This window comes from Actinomycetospora sp. (assembly GCF_055612215.1).
This window is the reverse complement of record NZ_JBVPVA010001088.1, coordinates 1-18,040: the sequence shown is the minus strand read 5'-3', so window position 1 is coordinate 18,040 and position 18,040 is coordinate 1. Positions and strand designations below refer to the sequence as shown.

Annotated in this window: 16 protein-coding genes; 10 read left to right on the top strand and 6 right to left on the bottom strand. The window is 76.2% G+C overall.

All coding sequences use genetic code 11. From position 1 onward, the window contains the following. The coding region (locus tag AC0CYZ_RS29435; protein ID WP_472221662.1) for a hypothetical protein at nucleotides 1-288 on the bottom strand (288 nt) is incomplete at its 3' end. 158 nt (nucleotides 289-446) lie between these two features. On the opposite strand from AC0CYZ_RS29435, the gene AC0CYZ_RS29430 reads away from it, so the two are divergent. After that, complete coding sequence (locus AC0CYZ_RS29430; RefSeq protein WP_472221661.1) at nucleotides 447-1,154, top strand: FAD-binding protein; 708 nt, start codon at nucleotides 447-449, stop codon at nucleotides 1,152-1,154. A gap of 9 nt (nucleotides 1,155-1,163) precedes the next feature. Here the strand turns inward: AC0CYZ_RS29430 and AC0CYZ_RS29425 are convergent, their stop codons facing one another. Further along, a complete protein-coding gene (locus tag AC0CYZ_RS29425) occupies nucleotides 1,164-1,568 on the bottom strand; it encodes a DoxX family protein (RefSeq protein WP_472221660.1) in 405 nt (134 codons plus the stop codon). Between the two features lie 36 nt (nucleotides 1,569-1,604). Continuing rightward, nucleotides 1,605-3,449, bottom strand: coding sequence for a gamma-glutamyltransferase family protein (locus AC0CYZ_RS29420; RefSeq protein WP_472221659.1), 1,845 nt, complete (start codon nucleotides 3,447-3,449; stop codon nucleotides 1,605-1,607). A 144-nt stretch (nucleotides 3,450-3,593) separates the two neighbouring features. Here AC0CYZ_RS29420 and AC0CYZ_RS29415 point away from each other — a divergent pair, with 144 nt between their 5' ends. The 6 genes from AC0CYZ_RS29415 to nudC all read left to right on the top strand — a co-directional run bounded on the left by AC0CYZ_RS29415 (nucleotide 3,594) and on the right by nudC (nucleotide 10,254). After that, nucleotides 3,594-4,016, top strand: a complete 423-nt coding sequence (locus tag AC0CYZ_RS29415) for a DoxX family protein (RefSeq protein ID WP_472221658.1) — start codon at nucleotides 3,594-3,596, stop codon at nucleotides 4,014-4,016. Nucleotides 4,017-4,036: 20 nt separating this feature from the next. Beyond that, nucleotides 4,037-5,500 (top strand): M20/M25/M40 family metallo-hydrolase, encoded by a 1,464-nt coding sequence (locus tag AC0CYZ_RS29410; protein ID WP_472221657.1) that lies wholly within the window; start codon nucleotides 4,037-4,039, stop codon nucleotides 5,498-5,500. Between the two features lie 193 nt (nucleotides 5,501-5,693). Continuing rightward, nucleotides 5,694-6,443 carry a hypothetical protein gene (locus AC0CYZ_RS29405; RefSeq protein ID WP_472221656.1) on the top strand — a complete coding sequence of 250 codons (750 nt, stop codon included), beginning with the start codon at nucleotides 5,694-5,696 and terminating at the stop codon, nucleotides 6,441-6,443. Between the two features lie 33 nt (nucleotides 6,444-6,476). Beyond that, complete coding sequence (locus tag AC0CYZ_RS29400; protein WP_472221664.1) at nucleotides 6,477-7,802, top strand: M16 family metallopeptidase; 1,326 nt, start codon at nucleotides 6,477-6,479, stop codon at nucleotides 7,800-7,802. Further along, nucleotides 7,799-9,196, top strand: coding sequence for a M16 family metallopeptidase (locus AC0CYZ_RS29395; RefSeq protein WP_472221655.1), 1,398 nt, complete (start codon nucleotides 7,799-7,801; stop codon nucleotides 9,194-9,196). Before AC0CYZ_RS29400 ends, AC0CYZ_RS29395 begins: the two co-directional genes overlap by 4 nt. 29 nt (nucleotides 9,197-9,225) lie before the next feature. Beyond that, entirely contained in the window at nucleotides 9,226-10,254 is a 1,029-nt protein-coding gene (nudC, locus tag AC0CYZ_RS29390; protein ID WP_472221663.1) for an NAD(+) diphosphatase, read from the top strand. A gap of 72 nt (nucleotides 10,255-10,326) precedes the next feature. Here the strand turns inward: nudC and AC0CYZ_RS29385 are convergent, their stop codons facing one another. After that, on the bottom strand, nucleotides 10,327-11,295 hold the full coding sequence (locus tag AC0CYZ_RS29385; RefSeq protein ID WP_472221654.1) for an Lrp/AsnC family transcriptional regulator: 969 nt from the start codon (nucleotides 11,293-11,295) through the stop codon (nucleotides 10,327-10,329). A gap of 131 nt (nucleotides 11,296-11,426) precedes the next feature. Here AC0CYZ_RS29385 and AC0CYZ_RS29380 point away from each other — a divergent pair, with 131 nt between their 5' ends. Next, on the top strand, nucleotides 11,427-12,923 hold the full coding sequence (locus AC0CYZ_RS29380) for an MFS transporter (protein ID WP_472221653.1): 1,497 nt from the start codon (nucleotides 11,427-11,429) through the stop codon (nucleotides 12,921-12,923). Nucleotides 12,924-13,054: 131 nt separating this feature from the next. On the opposite strand, the gene AC0CYZ_RS29375 is transcribed toward AC0CYZ_RS29380, so the two are convergent. Then, entirely contained in the window at nucleotides 13,055-13,306 is a 252-nt protein-coding gene (locus tag AC0CYZ_RS29375) for a mycoredoxin (RefSeq protein ID WP_472221652.1), read from the bottom strand. Between the two features lie 34 nt (nucleotides 13,307-13,340). After that, entirely contained in the window at nucleotides 13,341-16,712 is a 3,372-nt protein-coding gene (locus tag AC0CYZ_RS29370) for a proline dehydrogenase family protein (protein ID WP_472221651.1), read from the bottom strand. 152 nt (nucleotides 16,713-16,864) lie between these two features. On the opposite strand from AC0CYZ_RS29370, the gene AC0CYZ_RS29365 reads away from it, so the two are divergent. Next, nucleotides 16,865-17,599, top strand: a complete 735-nt coding sequence (locus AC0CYZ_RS29365; RefSeq protein ID WP_472221650.1) for a helix-turn-helix domain-containing protein — start codon at nucleotides 16,865-16,867, stop codon at nucleotides 17,597-17,599. 12 nt (nucleotides 17,600-17,611) lie between these two features. Then, nucleotides 17,612-18,040: UvrD-helicase domain-containing protein (locus AC0CYZ_RS29360; RefSeq protein WP_472221649.1), on the top strand; the 429-nt coding region annotated here is incomplete at its 3' end.

The window sequence follows — 18,040 nt, the reverse complement described above, 5'->3', positions numbered from 1 at the left end:
CCCGACCGACCCGCTGCCCTGCTGGGCCACCGGCGGGTTCCTGGGCTCGGTCGACGACGACGCGATCGACGCCCTGCTCGCGGCCGCCGGCCCGCAGCACGAGCTGCCGCTGATCATGGTGGAGCTGCGGGCGATCGGCGGCGCCGGCCTGCGCGGCACGGCGGGCTGCGTGCCGCGGGCGCCGTACCTGCTCGGGGTCGTCGCCCCGATGGTCCCGCCGCTGGTCGACGTCGTCCCGGCCCTCGCCCACGGCGTCGTGGACGCCCTGGCGCCGTGGTCGACCGGCACCGTCCCGATCAACTTCGCGGCGCCGCAGACGATGGCCGCCCGTCCCGGCGCGTGCTGGAGCGACGCGCAGCGGACCCGCCTCGCCGAGGTCTCCCGCCGGGTCGACCCCGACGGCGTCCTCGGCGGCCGCCGCCTCGGGCTGCGGGGAGGTGATGGCCGTGCGCGGCGCCGGGTGGACGACCGAGGCGATCCTCACGCTCGACGGGATCGTCGACGGCCCCGTGCACCCGCCCTACAGCACCGACGCCGCCGCGGAGCTCCTGCTCCGGGAGCCGTTGCCGACACGCACGCTGCGCCGGGTGATCGCGGTGGTCGGGGCCACCGGGACCGCGGACGTGGTGCGCGTCGTGCGGTGGGCGGCCGAGTACGGCGTCGAGGTCGTGGTCCTCGGAGCGGGCGGGGGGCAGGAGGCCCGCCCCGGGGACCGCCCGGTCGTCGCGGTCTCGCTCTCGCGGGCGGACCGGGTCGTCGCCGACCCCGGCGCGGGCACCGTCCGGGCCGGGGTGGGCGCGGCGTGGTTCGCCGTGCACCGCGCCGCCGCGACGGTGGTCGCCCGGCCCAGCGTCACGCTGGTGCGGGCCGGCACCGTCGGCGGCGCGGTCGGGCAGACCACGCTGCGCGGGGCCACCGTCGTCACCGGGGACGGTGTCGTACACGCCGTGCCCGGGCCGGGCTGTGCCGCCGATCTGTGGTGGGCCCTGCGGACCTGCCCGGGAGCGGTCGGCGTCGTGACGGCCGTCGTCCTGGACGTCGGCGACACCGCGACGGTCCTGCCCCGGAGCCGCATGACGTCCGAGCAACGGTTCCGCCTCGTGAACCTCGCCCGCCGGCACGATCCGGCCGGCCTGCTCGGCGTCCCCCGCTGACCGGGCGGGTCAGGCCTCGGCGCGCACCCGCAGCGCGTGCGTGATCATGGGGTACTGCAGCGGCAGCCGGCCGAGCGCCGCGGCGCGGTAGGGCCACGGCTCGCGTCGCCAGTCCCAGGCCATCTGCAGGTTGGCCGGGTAGACGGCGAGGAAGAGCCCGGCGGCGGCGGTCGCGCCGAGCCGGCGCGTCGTCGGGCGGGCGACCGCGGCGCCGACGGCGAGCTCGGCCACCCCGCTGGCGTACGTCCAGAACCGTGCGGGCCCCGGGATCCACGGCGGGACGAGGCCGTCGAACGGGGCGGGCACGACGAAGTGCAGCACGCCCATGCCCAGCAGCGGGCCGGCGAGCAGGGCGGCACGGCGGGCGGCCGGGTCGGGCCGGGGGCGACGACGGCGCAGCGAGGGGAGCGGCATGATCCGGAGCGTCCCAGACGACGCCGGGTGTTGGCCTCACCGACCGACCGCGTACCCCTGCATCCCCCGCGGGTTCGCCGCGCCCCACATCACCCCTCGCGCGTGGTCGATGCCGACGGCCGAGAGCCGTCCCAGCGACCAATCGCCCGCGCGGGTGACCTGGTGCCCGCGCCGCTCCAGCCCGGCGATGACCTCGTCGCCGAGGCGGTCCTCGACGGTGGCCCCGGCCGGTTCCCGGTCGCGGGGCCAGAAGGAGCCCGGCGTCGACGTCGTGTGCAGTGCGGGCGCGTCGATCGCGGCCTGCGGTGACCAGCCCCCGACCAGGGTGCGCAGCAGGTAGAGCAGCTGCCACTGGTCCTGCTGGTCCCCGCCGGGCGAGCCGAGCGCGGTGACCGGGCGGCCCGCGTCGTCGAGCACGAGCGTCGGGGTCAGTGTCGTGCGCGGCCGCCGGCCGGGCGTCAGCGTCGAGGGCAGCCCCTCCTCGAGCCACGTCATCTGCAGCCGCGTGCCGAGCGCGAAGCCGAGCTCGGGGATCGTCGGGGAGGACTGCAGCCACCCGCCGGAGGGGGTCGCGGAGACGACCGTGCCCCACCGGTCGACGACGTCGAGGTGGCAGGTGTCGCCCCGCATCTCGCCGTGCGACGACGTCCGCGGCTCGGCCACGGCTCCGGGCTCGCCCTCGAGCGTGACCGTCGGCTCGCCCACCCCCGAGGCCTCCGAGACGGCGGGCGCGACCCCGGCCAGGGCGAGCTCCGCGAGGCGCGGCTCGCGGCCCCCGAGCCGGCCGGGCCGGACGTCGGGCGAGGCGTCGTCGGAGATCAGTGCCCGGCGGGCGTCGAGGTAGGCGGGATCGAGCAGGTCGGCGAGGGTCACCGGGTCGTCGACGTCGCCGAACCAGGCCTCCCGGTCGGCCTGGGCCAGCTTGATCGTCTCGAGGACGCGGTGGGCGCCGGCCTCGGTGGAGGGGTCGAGGTCGGCGTCGTCGGCGGGCTCGAGCAGCGCGAGCATCTGCAGCAGGGCCGGACCCTGGCCCCAGGCAGGGGTCTTCGCGACGCGGTGCCCGCGGAAGTCGCCGACGAACGCGTCGACGACCGAGGCCCGCCACCCGGCCGAGTCGGCGACGGTGAGCACCCCGGCGTGGTCGGTCCCCGACGCGTGCCGGTGCGGGGTGCGGCAGAACGCCTCGACGGCCTCCGCCACGAACCCCTCGGCCCAGACGGTGCGCACCGCGTCCACGCGGGCCTCCCGCGTCGCGCCCTGCGCGGCCTCGGCGAGCCGGCCCAGCGTCGCGGCCCAGGCCGGGTTGCGCAGCACCGCGCCCGGCCCCGGGGCCTGCCCGTCGGAGAGCCACAGCGCCGCCGAGGAGGGCCAGTGCTCACGGAAGAGGTCGGCGACCGCGCGGATCGTCGACCCGACGCGCGCCACGGCCGGGAAGCCGTCACGGGCGTAGCCGATCGCCGGGGCGACGACGTCGGCGACCTCCCACGTGCCGTGGTCGCGCAGCAGGAGCAGCCAGGCGTCGAAGGCCCCCGGGACCGCCGAGGCGAGGGCGCCGGCGCCGGGGACGCGGTCGAGACCCTCGTCGCGGTAGCGCGCCGCCGAGGCCGCCGCCGGCGCCGGTCCCTGGCCGTCGAGGACGCGGGGGGTGGGGTCGTCGGCGGTGACGAACACCGCGGTCATGTCGCCGCCCGGCCCGTTGAGGTGGGGTTCGACGACCTGGAGCACGAACCCCGCCGCGACCGCCGCGTCCACGGCGGTGCCGCCGCGCTCGAGCACGCCCATCGCGGTCGCCGACGCCGCCCAGTGCGTCGAGGCGGCCATCCCGACCGTGCCCTCCAGGGTGGGCCGGGTGGTGAAGGCGGGCGGCCGGCTGAAGCTCATCACCGCATGGTCGCGCAGGAGGACGCCGCAGGCTGAGTACGAAAACAATATCGACCAGTACGCTATTGACACTCAACGGTTCGATTGAGCAGGATCGTGGTACTGCTCCCGCAGTTCGCGGGGGACCACCCGGAGGAGACCGCGATGACCACCGCCACCACCCGCTCGGAGACCGTCACCGCCGCCCCGGCCCGGAGCCGCGGCGCCACCGCGGGCCTCTGGACCCTCCAGGTCGTGCTCGCGCTGGCGTTCGTCGGCGGCTCGGGGCTCCCGAAGCTGGTCGGGGAGTCGTACGCGGTCCAGGTCTTCGAGGACCTCGGGGCCGGGCAGTGGCTGCGCGTGGTCATCGGGCTGCTCGAGATCGCGGGCGGGATCGGGCTGCTCGTCCCGCGCCTCGCGGGGCTCGCCGCCACCTGCCTCGTCGCCCTCATGGTCGGGGCCACCGGCGCGCAGCTGTTCTTCCTGCACGAGGGCTTCTGGTACACCCCGGTGATCATCGGCGCGCTGCTGGCCGTCGTGGCGTGGGTGCGTCGCGCGGAGGTCGTCGCGCTCGTGGCGGGTCGCTGAGCCCGACTACCGTGGCGGGCGTGACGAGCACCGTGCCGCAGTCCGGGACCGTCGAGCAGGCGGAGGTCGGCCGGCGGGCCGACGCCTTCGTCGCCGAGCTCTCGGAGTGGCTGCGGATCCCCTCGATCAGCGCCGACCCGGGCCACCACGGCGACGTCGGCCGCTCCGCCGCCTGGCTCGAGGAGACGCTGCGTCGCGACGGCTGGCCCACGGTCGAGGTCTGGGGCCGGGCGAGCGGAGCGACGGGGGAGGGAGACGACACCCCGGCCCTGCCGGCGGTGTTCGCGCACTGGCCGGCGGCCGACCCGGCCGCGCCGACGGTGCTGGTCTACGGCCACCACGACGTCCAGCCCGCCGACCTGGAGGACGGCTGGTCCTTCGCCCCGTTCGAGCCGCAGGTCGTGGGGGAGGAGCTGCGCGGCCGCGGCGCCTCCGACGACAAGGGGCACATCGCGATGGTGCTGCTCGGGGTCCGCGCGCACCTCGCGGCGACCGGCGCCGGCGCCCCCGCGGTGTCGCTGAAGCTGCTGGTGGAGGGCGAGGAGGAGTCCGGGTCCGCGCACCTGGCCGACCTGCTCGCCGCGCACGGCGACGCGCTGGCCTGCGACGAGATCGTCGTGACCGACACCGGCATGGTCGACCGCGACACCCCGACGGTCTGCACGGGCATGCGCGGGATGGTCGAGGCCGAGGTCGTCTTCCGCGGGGCCTCGGTCGACCTGCACTCGGGCCAGTTCGGCGGCGCGGTGCCCAACCCGGTCACGGAGCTCGCGACGCTCGTCGCGGCCTTCCACGACGACGCCGGGCGGGTCGCCGTCCCGGGCTTCTACGACGACGTCCGCGAGCCCACGGCCCGCGAGCGCGAGGCGTGGGCGGCGCTGCCCTTCGACGAGCCCGCCTGGCTCGCGGGCTCCGCCGCCGGGGCCACGGCGACGGCCGGTGAGGACGGCTGGAGCACCTACGAGCGGCTCTGGGCACGCCCGACCGCCGAGGTCAACGGCCTGCACGGCGGCTACGCCGGGCCGGGGCACAAGACGATCGTCCCGCACGTCGCGACGCTGAAGATGACGTTCCGGCTGGTCGCCGACCAGGACCCGGCCCGCATCAAGGCCCTGGTGGAGCGGTTCGTGGCCGACCGGGTGCCGGCCGGGATCGACGCCGAGATCTCGACGGGCGGCCCCGGGGTCCCGCCGCTAATCTGCGACCTGGACTCCGCCCTCGTCGCCTCCATCCGCGAGGCCATGGGGATCGCGCTCGGCGCCGAGGTCCTGCCCGCGCGTGAGGGCGGCAGCGGCCCCGAGGCCCTGCTGTCCACCGCGCTCGGTGCACCGCTGGCCTTCCTCGGCGTGATGCTGCCGGACGACCGCATCCACGCCCCGGACGAGCGCGCGGTGCTGCCCCTGCTGCTGCGCGGCGCCGAGGCCGTCGCGCACCTGTGGCGGCTGCTGGGGGAGCGGGCGACGTCGGAGAAGGCCCGTTCCTGACGTCCGGTGTCCGCCACGGGACGTCTCCGACACGCACGCGGCGTCGTCGGCCCGTCGTCCCGTTCGGCCGCAGCAGGGCCGGGAGGACACCGGGCACCCGGATCGCAACGCGTAGGTGTAGCAGTCCGTCATCGCGGGTAGGAGCGGGGGATCCCTCCATCGGGTCCGGCGTGGTGTCGGCAGAATCACGTCCGTGTCACTCCCCGGCGTCCTCGCCTCCGGCGGCCCCGTCCCCGTGTACGTGCCGCGCGCGACGCGGTCCCGCGTCCGCCCGGGCCGCACGCTCGGCATGCTCGTCGCGGTCGCGCTCGGCGCCATGGCCGTCGTCGCGCTCGTGGTGCCGCGGGTCCCGGTGCTGGCCGAGGCGGTCGGCCTCGCGCCCGCCGCGCCCGCGCACGTCGCGGCCCCGCCGGTGACCGTCACCGCCGTCGTCACCGCCACCGCGTCGTGCGTGTCCGCCGACCCGCACGACCAGGTCGTGATGAACCTGGGCGGCACCGCGCGCCGGGCCGCCCTCGACGGGTGCGGGCGCACGCCGGGCACCCCGGTGCCGGTCGTGGTGCCCGCCGACGGGCAGTTCGCCGGACCCGTCGCGGTCGCGGGCAGCGGGGCGCAGACCCCGAGCGCGACGACCGACATCGCCGGCGACGGGGTGTCGCCGCTGGTCGCCCGCCTGGAGCTCGCCCTCGCCGTGGCCGCCGCGCTCGGTGCCGGGTCGCTGCTCGTCGTCGTCGCCCGGGGCTCCACCGGCGGGGCCACGACGGGCGCCCGCCGTCGCCCGACGTCGCGGACCCGCGCCGGCCGGGTCCCGCCGCAGCGCAGCCGCGCCCTCGTCGGTCCGGCCCGCCACACCACCGGCCCGCACGCCGTCCGGCCGACCCGGGTGCGGTCCACCGGGTCCGGCCGCGCCCGGCGCACGGACGCCGATCGTCGTCGCCGTTAGGGTCGAGGGGTGAGTCCGGTCCCCCTCCCCCCGATCCCCGGTGCCGCCCCGGCACCACCCAGCTCCCCCGGGAGCACGAGCGGAGCGGCGCGGCACCGCCTCACCCTCGACAACGGATTGCGCGTCCTGCTCGCGCCCGACCGCTCGAACCCCGTCGTCGGGGTCGCGGTCCACGTCGACGTCGGCTTCCGCAGCGAGCCCGAGGGCCGCACCGGGTTCGCGCACCTCTTCGAGCACCTGATGTTCCAGGGCTCGGAGAGCCTGGAGAAGCTCGCCCACTTCCGCCACGTGCAGGGCTCGGGCGGGGTCTTCAACGGGTCGACCCACCAGGACTACACCGACTACTTCGAGATCCTCCCCGCCGCGGCGCTCGAGCGCGGGCTCTTCCTCGAGGCCGACCGGCTCCGCGCCCCCAAGCTGACGCCGGAGAACCTGGCCAACCAGATCGACGTCGTGAAGGAGGAGATCCGCCTCAACGTCCTCAACCGGCCCTACGGCGGCTTTCCCTGGATCCTCCTGCCGCCGGTGCTCTACTCGACGTTCGCGAACGCCCACAACGGCTACGGCGACTTCACCGACCTCGAGCGCTCCTCGCTCGACGACGCCGCGGCGTTCTTCGACGCCTACTACGCCCCGGGCAACGCGGTGCTCACCGTCGTCGGGGACTTCGAGGTCGGCGACGCCGCCGAGCTCGTCGAGCGCCACTTCGGCGACATCCCGGCCCGGGCGGTGCCCGACCGCCCGTCGTTCGGCGAGCCGGGTCCCGACGGCGAGCGCCTCGAGTCCGTCGTCGACGCGCACGCCCCGCTGCCCGCGCTCGCGCTGGGCTACCGCATGCCCGACCCGGGCACCGACCTGTCCGGCTACCTCGCCCATGCCGTCCTCGCGAGCCTGCTCACCGATGGCGAGGCCGCACGCCTGACCCAGCGGCTGGTCTACGGCGAGGGACTCGTCACCGACCTCTCCGCCACGGCCGGGCTGATGGGCGCGCCGCTCGACGCCCGCGACCCCGACACCTTCACCATCACCGCGGTCCACCCCGACAGCGTCGAGCCGCGCCGGGTCGTCGACGCCGTCGACCACGAGCTGGGCCTGCTGGCCGTCGAGGGACCGGGCGCCGAGGAGCTGTCGCGGGTCACCGCGCGGTGGTCGGCCGCGCTGCACCGCGAGCACGACCGGCTGATGAACCGCATGCTCGCCCTCGGCTCGGCCGAGCTCGTGCACGGGCGCGCCGAGCTCTCCGACGAGCTGCCGGGCGCGATCGCCGCCGTCACCCCCGAGGCCGTCGCGACGGCGGCCGCCGGCCTGCGTCCCGACGCCCGGGCCCTGCTCGTCCTCACCCCGGGAGCCGACGCATGAGCGCCCCCACGGCCGCCACCCGCCGCTCCGCCGAGGAGATCGGGCACACCCCGACCGGTCCGCGACCGCTGCCGCCGCTGCGCCCGCAGCCGGAGGTCCCGGCGCCGGACGAGATCGACACCGTCCTGCCCACCGGACTGCGCGTGATCGCGGTGCGCCGCCCCGCGGTGCCGATGGTCGAGGTGCGGCTGCGGATCCCCTTCTCGGATCCCGACCCGCACCACCCGGCCGTCGCCGAGGTCCTGGCCTCGACCGCGTTGTCCGGCACCTCCCGGCGCAGCCGCGTCTCCCTCGACGACGACCTCGCGGGCGTCGGCGGCGAACTCGGCTTCTCCCTGGACCCCGAGCGGCTGGCCGCGGCCGGCCACGCCCTGGCCGAGGGACTGCCGACCCTGCTCGACGTGATCGCCGACGTCCTCACCTCCGCCACCTACCCGGCGACGGAGGTCGAGCGCGAGCGGGAGCGGCTCGCCGAGCGCATCCAGGTCGCCTCCGCGCAGCCGTCGGTGATCGCCCGCCGGGCCCTGCAGCGCCACCGCTACGGCGACCACCCGGTCACGCGCGAGATGCCCGACGTCGAGGACGTCGTCCGGGTCACCACCGACGACCTGCTGGCCACGCACCGGCGGATGGTGGTGCCCGCCGGGTCGGTGCTCGTGCTCGTCGGGGACCTCGACCCCGACGACGCGATCGCCGCGGTGGCGGCCTCGCTGGCCGCCTGGGACACCCCCGGGGACGCGTCCCTGCTGCCGCCGCTGCCCGAGCTGCACGGCTCCGACCTGCTGCTGGTCGACCGCCCGGGCGCGGTGCAGTCGCAGCTGCGGCTCTCCGCGGCCGCCGTGCCGCGCACCGACCGGCGCTATCCGGCGCTGCAGCTGGCCAATCTCGCGTTCGGGGGCTACTTCTCCTCGCGGCTGGTCGAGAACCTGCGCGAGGACAAGGGCTACACCTACCACGCGTCCTCGTCGCTGGAGTTCGACCCGTACGGTGCGGCGCTGCTCGTGGAGACCGACTGCGCCTCCGAGGTCACCGCGGCCGCGCTGCTCGAGATGCGCTACGAGCTGGGCCGGGTCGCCGTCGTGCCCCCGACGGCGGCCGAGCTGGAGTCCGCCCGCCGGTACGCCATCGGCTCGCTGCTGATCTCGATGACCACCCAGGCCGGGCTCGCCTCGACCCTCGCCGGGCTCGCCGGGGTGGGCCTGTCGTCGGGATGGGTGCGCGAGCACCCGCAGCGCCTCGAGGAGGTCACCGTCGAGGAGGCCGCCACCGCGGCCGCCGAGTTCCTCGCGCCCGCCCGCTTCACCGGCGTGGTCGTGACCGACGCCGCGACGACGGCGGCCTCGCTCACCGCGTTGGGTGGGATCCGGGTTCCCGGGGGATCATCGAGTTCGTGACCACCACTTCGGCGACCTCCGGTCCTGACCTGCGGGCCGCGTTCCACCTGGACACCCTGCCCCGGCTGTCGCGCTCGACGGTGGACCGGCGCGAGCAGGTGCGCGGGGACCCCGGGCACGTGGCGGCGATGTGGCCGCGGGCGCGGGTCGTGCGCGTCGATCCCCGCGGCCGGACGCCGGTCAGGGAGGCCGCCGACGGTTCGCTGTCGCTGGTCGAGGCCCCGGCCGCGGACTTCGGGGACACCGTCCCCGAAGGGGCGGTGCTGCTCGGCGACGAGGACGGCACGTCGTACTGGGGCGTGCGGGTGCCCGACCCCGACGAGCTGCCCGAACACTTCCAGGCTGACGCCGGCTCCGGGTTCTCCGCCGTGGAGCTCTGGCGGGACCTGCGGGTGTCCGGGGGTGACCTGGACGCGCGCTCGGCGGGTCTGCTGACGACGGCGGTCGCGCTGCTGTCGTGGCACGACCGGTCGCGGTTCTGCGGCCGCGACGGCTCCCCGATGCGCTCGATCAAGGCGGGGTGGGCGCAGCTGTGCGAGGCCCACGACCACGAGGAGTACCCCCGCACCGACCCCTCGATGATCTGCCTGGTCCACGACGGCGCCGACCGCGTCCTGCTGGCCCGCCAGCCGATCTGGCCCGAGGGCCGGTACAGCGTGCTGGCGGGGTTCGTGGAGGCCGGGGAGTCGCTCGAGGCGTGCGTCGCGCGGGAGTGCGCCGAGGAGGTCGGGGTGTCGGTCTCGACGATCACCTACCTCGGGTCGCAGCCCTGGCCGTTCCCGCGCTCGCTCATGATCGGGTTCTCCGCCGTCGCCGACCCGGAGCAGACCATGGAGCTGCAGGAGGGCGAGATCGAGAACGCCCGCTGGGTGACCCGCGACGAGCTGCGCGAGGCCCTGGCCGCCGGCGACTGGATGACCCGCGAGGGCGAGGGCGCGCGCGGCGCTCACGGGGTCGGCGGCACCGCGTTCGAGGCGGGGGAGGACCGGGAGCTGATCCTGCCGGGTGGGGTGTCGATCGCGCGGGCGATGCTGGAGGCGTGGGCCGCGGCCGGCTGAGCTGACGGGGCCGACCCCCGATGCCAGCAACGGCACGTTCCTGGCATCTGACGTCAGGACGGCGCCACTCACTCATCGGGCCGGGTAGTGCGTCCCCGCCGCCTTCACCGTCCGGATGACCGGCGCCGTCTCCACGCCCTGCACGCCCGGCAGGGCCGCCACCCGCGTCGTCAGGTACCGGTAGAACGCGGCCGCGTCCGGGCTCGCGACGGTCGCGTAGACGTTGGTGCGCCCCGTCGTCGCCGCCGCGAACGGCACCTCCGGGTGGCCCGCGAGCGCCTGCCCGGCCGCCTCGAGGTCGGCCGGGAGCACGGTGAGGTAGAGCATCGTGCGCAGCGGGAGGTCGTGGGCGTCGGGCGACACGTCGACGTCGAGGTAGAGCAGCCCGCCCGCGCGCAGGTCGTGCAGCCGCCGTCGCACCGTCGACGCGGAGAGGCCGCACTCCCGCGCCAGGTCCTCGACGGGGGCCCGCCCGTCGGCGCGCAACTGGCGCAGCAGCCGCCGGTCGACGTCGTCGAGCCGCGGCGCCGGTGCCGCCTCCGGGAGGTGCTCGGCGAGCCGGGCCACCTGACCCTCGTCCAGCGGCCCGAGCTTCGTGAACGGCTCGTGCGCGCCGCCGTAGAACACGTGCAGCACCTGGTGGGCGCTGACGTCGAGCACCCGCGGCGTGCGGGGGAGCCGGGAGAGCAGCATCTCGCCGGCGGCCACCGAGTCGCTCGCGCGCAGCGAGCACGCGATCTCGGTGCCGCCGGAGTTCAGGCTGATCCACGACGTGTCCGGGCGCCGGGCCAGCGCGTCGGCGATCTCCGGCGCCGCGTCGGGCGCACACCGGGCCCGGACCATCCACTGGTCGTCCCCGACGAGCACCGGGTCGCTGAACCCGATCACCCGCAGTGCCTGCACCGAGCGCAGCCGGGCGTAGCGGCGCGCCACCGTCTGGTCGGAGACCCCGAGGACGTCGGCGATCCGCCGGAACGGGGCCCGCCCGTCGACCTGCAGCGCGTGCAGCAGTCCCCGGTCGAGGTCGTCGAACTCCACCACGGATACCCCTCGAGATGTCGATATCCGCCGAGCCCTCGGCGGTGACGCGGCCTTCGGCGCACGCGATGTCGACGATGGTGGCAGCCGGCGGCCCCCGTCGTCGAGCACACCGAACTCCCGAGGAGAAACCGATGCGTCCGTGGTGGCCCCTGGTGGCCGTCTGCCTGGGCACCTTCATGCTGCTCGTCGACGTCACGATCGTGAACGTCGCCCTGCCGCCGATCGCCGCCTCGCTCGGCACGTCCTTCGGCGGCCTGCAGTGGGTGATCGACGGCTATGCCCTGGCCCTGGCCGCGCTGCTCATGGTCACGGGCACGCTCGCCGACCGGTTCGGCCGGCGCCGCCTCTACCTCGTCGGGCTGGGGGTGTTCGCGGCGGCGTCGCTGGCCTGCGGCCTGGCCCCGGACCCGGGCACGCTCGTCGCGGCGCGCGTCGTGCAGGGCGTCGGCGGGGCCGCGATGTTCGCGACGACGGCGGCGCTGATCGCGACGACCTACCACGGCCGGCGCCGGGGCACGGCCTTCGGTGTCTGGGGCGCCGTCAACGGCCTCGCCGCCGCGGCCGGCCCGCTGCTCGGCGGGCTGCTGACGCAGATCTGGGGCTGGCGCGCGATCTTCCTGGTCAACCTGCCGGTCGCGGTGCTCGCGGTGGTGCTGACCCTGGCCGTGGTGTCCGAGTCGGCGCCGACCGGCGGCGGCCGCGTCGACGTCCTCGGCGCGGCCACGTTCACCCTCACCTCGGCGGCCCTGGTCTACGGCCTGGTGGCGGCGGGCGAGCAGGGCTGGGGCGCGACGGACACCGTCGTCGCCCTGGTGCTGGCCGCCGTCGCGCTCCTGGCGTTCCTCGTCGTCGAGCACCGCAGCGCCGCCCCGATGCTCGATCTGGCGCTCTTCGCCGATCCGTCGTTCGCCGCGCTCATGGCGGCCGCGGCGATCCTGCAGGCCGGGGCCTTCGCGCACCTTTCGCTGGTCTCGCTCTGGCTGCAGTCGGTGCTGGGGCTCTCCCCGATCCGCGCCGGCCTCGTCGTGATCCCGCTGTCGGTGGCGTCGTTCGTCGTCTCGGTGGCGGCCGGCCGGTTCCTGCACGGCGGGTCGCCGGCCCGGCCGATCGCGGGAGGACTCGCGCTGATCGGCGTCGGGGTGCTGCTGATGACGCTCGTCGGCCCGGCGTCGGGACCGTGGGCGCTGCTCGCCGGGCTCGTCGTGGCCGGCCTCGGCGTCGGCCTCGCGACCCCGGTCCTCGTCTCGGCGACCCTCGCCGTGCTGCCGCCGCACCGCGCCGGGGTGGGCAGCGCCGCGGTGAACACCTTCCGCCAGCTCGGCCTCGCCGTCGGGCTCGCGGTGCTGGGGACGGTGTTCGCGGGCCGGGTGGCGACGGTGCTGTCCGGGGCCGGCACGCCCGACCCGACGACGACCGCGAACGCGCTCGCGGGCGGGCGCGCCGCGGCGGTCGTCGGGGACGGGGAGGCGACGACGGCGCTGGTGCACCAGGCGTTCGCGGCCGGGCTGGACCGGGTGTTCACGGTCGCCGGGGTGGGCGCGCTCGTCGCCGCGGCGCTCGTGGCGGTGTGGGTGCGGCCGGCGGCGACTCGCGAGCCGGAGCCGGTGAGCGAGGGCGCCCCCGCCTGAACCGACCGAAGGGCCCCCTCGCTTGAGTAGATCGAGCGAGGGGGCCCTTCGGTCTTCGAGGAGCCGTTCCGGCGAGGGGCGCCCCTCACCGCTCTATCCGACCGACGGGGCCCTTCGGTCGGAACGGGGGATCACGCTCCGGACGCGGCGTCTGCCTTCGCCAGGGCGGACTTCACGTCGGCGAAGCTCGGGTTGGTCGCGGCCGACCCGTCGGGGTAGACGACGGTCGGCACCGTGCGGTTCCCGCCGTTGACGCGCATGACGATCTCGGCGGCGTCCGGCGTGCGCTCGATGTCGACCTCGTCGTAGCCGATGCCCTCGCGGTCCAGCTGGCTCTTGAGCCGTCGGCAGAACCCGCACCAGCTGGTCGTGTACATCGTCATCTGCGACATGCGAGGTGCAACGCGGCGACCCGCGTCAGCCTTCCACGTGGCCGAACCGGTGACGGGTCACACTGATCGCCTGCTCCCGCAGCACCGGGAGCAGCTCCCGGCGCCCGTCGGCGAGCACCGGGGCGTCCACCAGGGACGCCCCGACCTCGGCGGCCGCCCGCCGCAGCGCCTCCGGCACCGTCCCGACCAGCCGCAGCCGCTCACCGGCCTCCGGCGTCACCTCGGGGTCCACCTCGGTGACCGGGACGCCCGCACACGCGCCCGCCAGCCGCACCCGCAGCACGTCGCGCGGGGCCGCGTCCGCACCGACCACCAACCGCAGCGACGGCAGCGGCCGGTAGCGGAAGACGTTGGCCTCCGCGGCGAGGCCGGTCGGGTCGTGCTCGACCGAGAACTCGTCGCGCCACGCCGCCGCGTCCGAGCCGGCCGCGGCGCGCAGCCACGTCAGGTCCGCCGTCGGCACCGAGGAGGCGACCGAGGCGAGCAGGTCCGCGGCCGCCCGGCCCAGCGGGGCCGAGGGCAGCTCGCCCGGGTCGGCGGGGTCGCGCCACGTCCCGAACTGCGCCACGTAGTTCGGTCCGCCCGGCTTCGCGCCCGGTCCCACCACCGAGCCCTTCCACCCGCCGAAGGACTGGCGCTGCACGATCGCCCCGGTGATGTGCCGGTTGACGTAGGCGTTGCCGACCTCGACCCGCTCGCTCCAGTGGTCGATCTCCTCCGGGTCGAGCGAGTGCAGCCCGCCGGTGAGGCCGTAGCCGGTCGCGTTCTGGAGCTCGATCGCCTCGTCCAGCGACCCCGCCGTCATCAGCCCGAGGACGGGGCCGAAGCACTCGGTGAGGTGGAACCACGACCCGGGCGCGACGCCCGCGCGCACGCCGGGGGTCCACACGCCGTCGGCCACGCGGCGGGGCGTCACCAGCCACGACTCGCCGTCCTCGAGCGTCGTCAGCGCCCGCTCCAGCTTCGGAGAGAGCTCCCCGACCAGCGGGCCCATGGTCGTCGCCAGGTCGCTCCCGTGGCCCACCCGCAGCGTGCGCACTGCGTCGACGAGCTGGCGCCGGAAGCGCCGCCCGATCCGCGAGCGCGGGTCGCCCATCGACCCCACGAGGATCGCCAGCGAGGCCGCGGAGCACTTCTGCCCGGCGTGCCCGAAGGCGGAGCGGAGCAGGTCGGCCACGGCGAGGTCGGGGTCGGCGGCGGGAGTGATCACCAGCGCGTTCTTGCCGGACGTCTCGGCGATCAGCGGCAGGTCCGGGCGCCACGAGCGGAACAGTGCTGCCGTCTCGCTCGCCCCGGTGAGCACGACCCGCTCGACGGCCGGGTGCGTGATCAGCCGCTGACCGGCCGCGCCCTCGTCGGTGTGCACGAGCTGCAGCGCGTCGGCCGGGATGCCGCCGCGGTGCAGCGCCGCGACGCCGACCTCCGCGCACGCCCGCACCTGCGGCGCCGGCTTGATGACGACGGGCGCTCCCGCGGCGAGTGCCGCGAGGCAGCCACCGAGCGGGATCGCGACGGGGAAGTTCCAGGGCGGGGTCACGACGACGACGCGGGCGGGGGTGAACCGCGCCGGGTCCAGGTCGGCGGCGCGGTCGGCGTAGTAGGCGGCGAAGTCGACGGCCTCGGAGATCTCCGGGTCGGCCTCGGCGACGGTCTTGCCCGCCTCACCGACCATCGTCGTCAGCAGTTCGGTGCGCGCCGCGGCCAGGGATCGGGCGGCCTCGCGGAGCAGGCGGGCGCGCTCGGCGGGCGGGGTGTCGCGCCAGCGCGAGCCCTCCGCGGTGGCGATCACCGCGTCGACCGCCGCCGGGTCGGTCAGCTCCGGGTTCTCGACCACCGCCGGTGCGGCGGCCACCGCACGCCGGGCCCAGTCGCGGTTGGCGGGCAGCGACGGGTCGGTGTCGGGCTCGTTGCGGAACTCGGGCTCGTCGTCCGGGAGTGAACGGCGCCGTCCTGACGTCGGGTGCGAGGAAGGTGCCGTTGCTGCCGGGACGGGGAGGGCTGGCGGTTCCGCGGTGCGGTCCTGGGTGCGGCGCGGAGTGTCGGCGACGGTGTCGCGGTCACGGACCGAGGCGCGGAACCGGTCGAGGTAGCTGGCCGGGCCGTCGGCCGAGAACATCGCGTAGAGGTAGTTCTCGTGCCCGGCGTTCTCCTCGAGCCGACGGACGAGGTAGCTCACGGCGGCGTCGAAGTCCTCGGCGTGCACGACCGGCGTGTAGAGCACGAGGTTCTCCCTGCCCCGGAGGTCCGCGGCGACCGCGTCCGCCTGCGCCGGGGCCATCCCCTGCAGCATCTCCACGTCCATCTGGTGCTCCACCCCGCGCGCGGCGGCCAGCTCGACCGCGAGCGCCACGTGGTGCAGGTGGTGGCTCGCGACCCCCACCCGCAGGGCATCGGCGAGCTCGGGGCGCAGCGCGTGCTCGAGCAGCCGGACGTAGTTCGCGTCGACCTCGGCCTTCGTCGCGTACGGCGCCTGCGGCCAGTCGTGCAGGGCGGCGTCGACGCGTTCCATGGCGAGGTTCGCGCCCTTGACCAGCCGGACCTTCAGCGGCGCGCCGCCGGCGTCGACCCGCCGCCGGGCGAACTCCGCGACGTGCTCGAGCGCCGCGACCGAGTCCGGCAGGTAGGCCTGCAGGACGATGCCGGCGCTCACGTCGCGGAGCTCGGGGCGGTCGAGCAGCGTCGTGAACAACGCCAGGGTGAGGTCGAGATCCTTGTACTCCTCCATGTCGAGGTTGACGAAGACGCCCTCGTCGCGGGCGGTCCCGAACAGCGGGGCGAGGCGCTCGACGAGGCGGTCGCGGCTGCCCTCGAGGTCCCATGGCACGAGCTGGCTCGCGACCGACGACGCCTTCACCGACACGTAGTCGACGTCCGGGCGGCGGATCAGCTCGAGGGTGCGCGCCAGGCGGCGGTCGGCCTCGTCCTCGCCGAGCACCGCCTCGCCGAGCAGGTTGAGGTTCAACCGCCGGCCCTGCGCCCGGGCGGCCGCGAGGTGGCGGGAGAGCGAGCGGTCCGACGCGTCGACGACGAGGTGCCCGACGAGCTGCTTGAGACGGCGCCGCGCGAGCGGCACGACGACGCGCGGGACCCGCGGGGCGAGCAGCGCGCCGGCCCGCAGCATGGTGCGGTCCACGACGTTCGCGAAGCCGGGCAGCGTCGCCCCGCGGCCGGCGAGGCGGGCGAGCTCACGCGCGGCGACGTGGTCGTCGTCGGGGCGCGCGACGCGGTCGACGAAGCGCAGGGCGAACTCGACGCCCTCGGGGTCGTGCACCAGGGAGGCGAGGCGGCGGGTGGCGGCGTCCGAGCCGCCGGCGCTGGCCGCGCTCCACCGCGCGGCGCGGGCGACGGCCCGCTCGACCAACGCCTCGTCGAGACCCGTCAGCACCTGCTCGCTCATGTGCTCATGGTGGACCCGACCACCGACAGCGTTCTTGTACGATTTCCGCTCCCCGCGTGCCGACCGACGCCAACCCCTCCGCCCCGGGGGAGCCCTCGTGCGGACGGAGCGACCGGATCCTCCCCTCGCGGGATCGGCTGGGAGGCGTGCGCATGGAGGTGCCCGCCCCGGCCCTGCTGGCGCTCTTCGCCGAGCTGACCGGGGTCATGTTCTGCGCCAAGGACGCCGACGGACGCTACGTCGAGGTCAACGACGCCTTCGTGCGGCGCACCACCCAACGGACCCGCTCGGCGGTGCTCGGGCGCCGCGCCGGCGAGCTGTTCGTCCCCGCGCTGGCCGAGCGCTACGAGGAGCAGGACGCCCGCGTGCTGGCCGACGGCCGCCCGCTGCGCCACGAGCTCGAGCTCATCCGCCGCGAGGGCGGCACGCCCGGCTGGTACCTCACGACGAAGATCGCGGTGACCGGGCCCGACGGGACCACGGCCGGCGTCGTGAGCGTCTCGGAGGACCTGCGCTCGGCGGACCCGGCCGACCCGGCGATGCCGGCGCTGTCGCGGGTGGTCGAGCTCGTGGAGTCGCGGATCGACGACCCGCCGCGGGTGGAGGAGATGGCGACGGCCGCCGGGCTCTCGACGACGGTGCTGGAGCGGCGGATGCGGGCGGTGTTCGGGCTCGCCCCCACCCAGTTCGTGCTGCGCGCCCGCATCGACCGGGCCCGCGCCCTGCTGACCGACACCGACCGGCCGCTCGCCGACGTGGCGCTGGCCTGCGGGTTCTACGACCAGCCGGCCTTCACCCGCCAGTTCACCCGCCTCGCCGGGGAGACCCCCGGCCAGTTCCGCCGACGCGCGCGGCCCGTCCCGCCCCACGACGTCGGACCGGGTTGAGACGATGGGGCGGTGACGGTGACCGAGGCGCGCACCCAGAGCCCCGAGCAGGGGCTGGACCCCGAGCAGCGGGCCGCGGTCCTCGCGCCGCGCGGCCCGGTCTGTGTGCTCGCCGGCGCGGGCACGGGCAAGACCCGCACGATCACCCGCCGCATCGCCCACCTGGTGCGCTCCGACCAGGTCCGTCCGGGCCAGGTCCTCGCCGTGACCTTCACCGCCCGGGCCGCGGGCGAGATGCGCACCCGGCTGCGTGACCTCGGCGTCGGGGGCGTGCAGGCCCGGACCTTCCACGCCGCCGCCCTGCGCCAGCTCCGGTACTTCTGGCCCCGCGCCGTCGGCGGCGAGGTGTGGTCGGTGCTCGACAACAAGATGCGCTTCGTCGGCCAGGCCGCCCAGCGCGCGAACGCCGCCACCACCCGGGAGTCGCTGCGCGACCTCGCG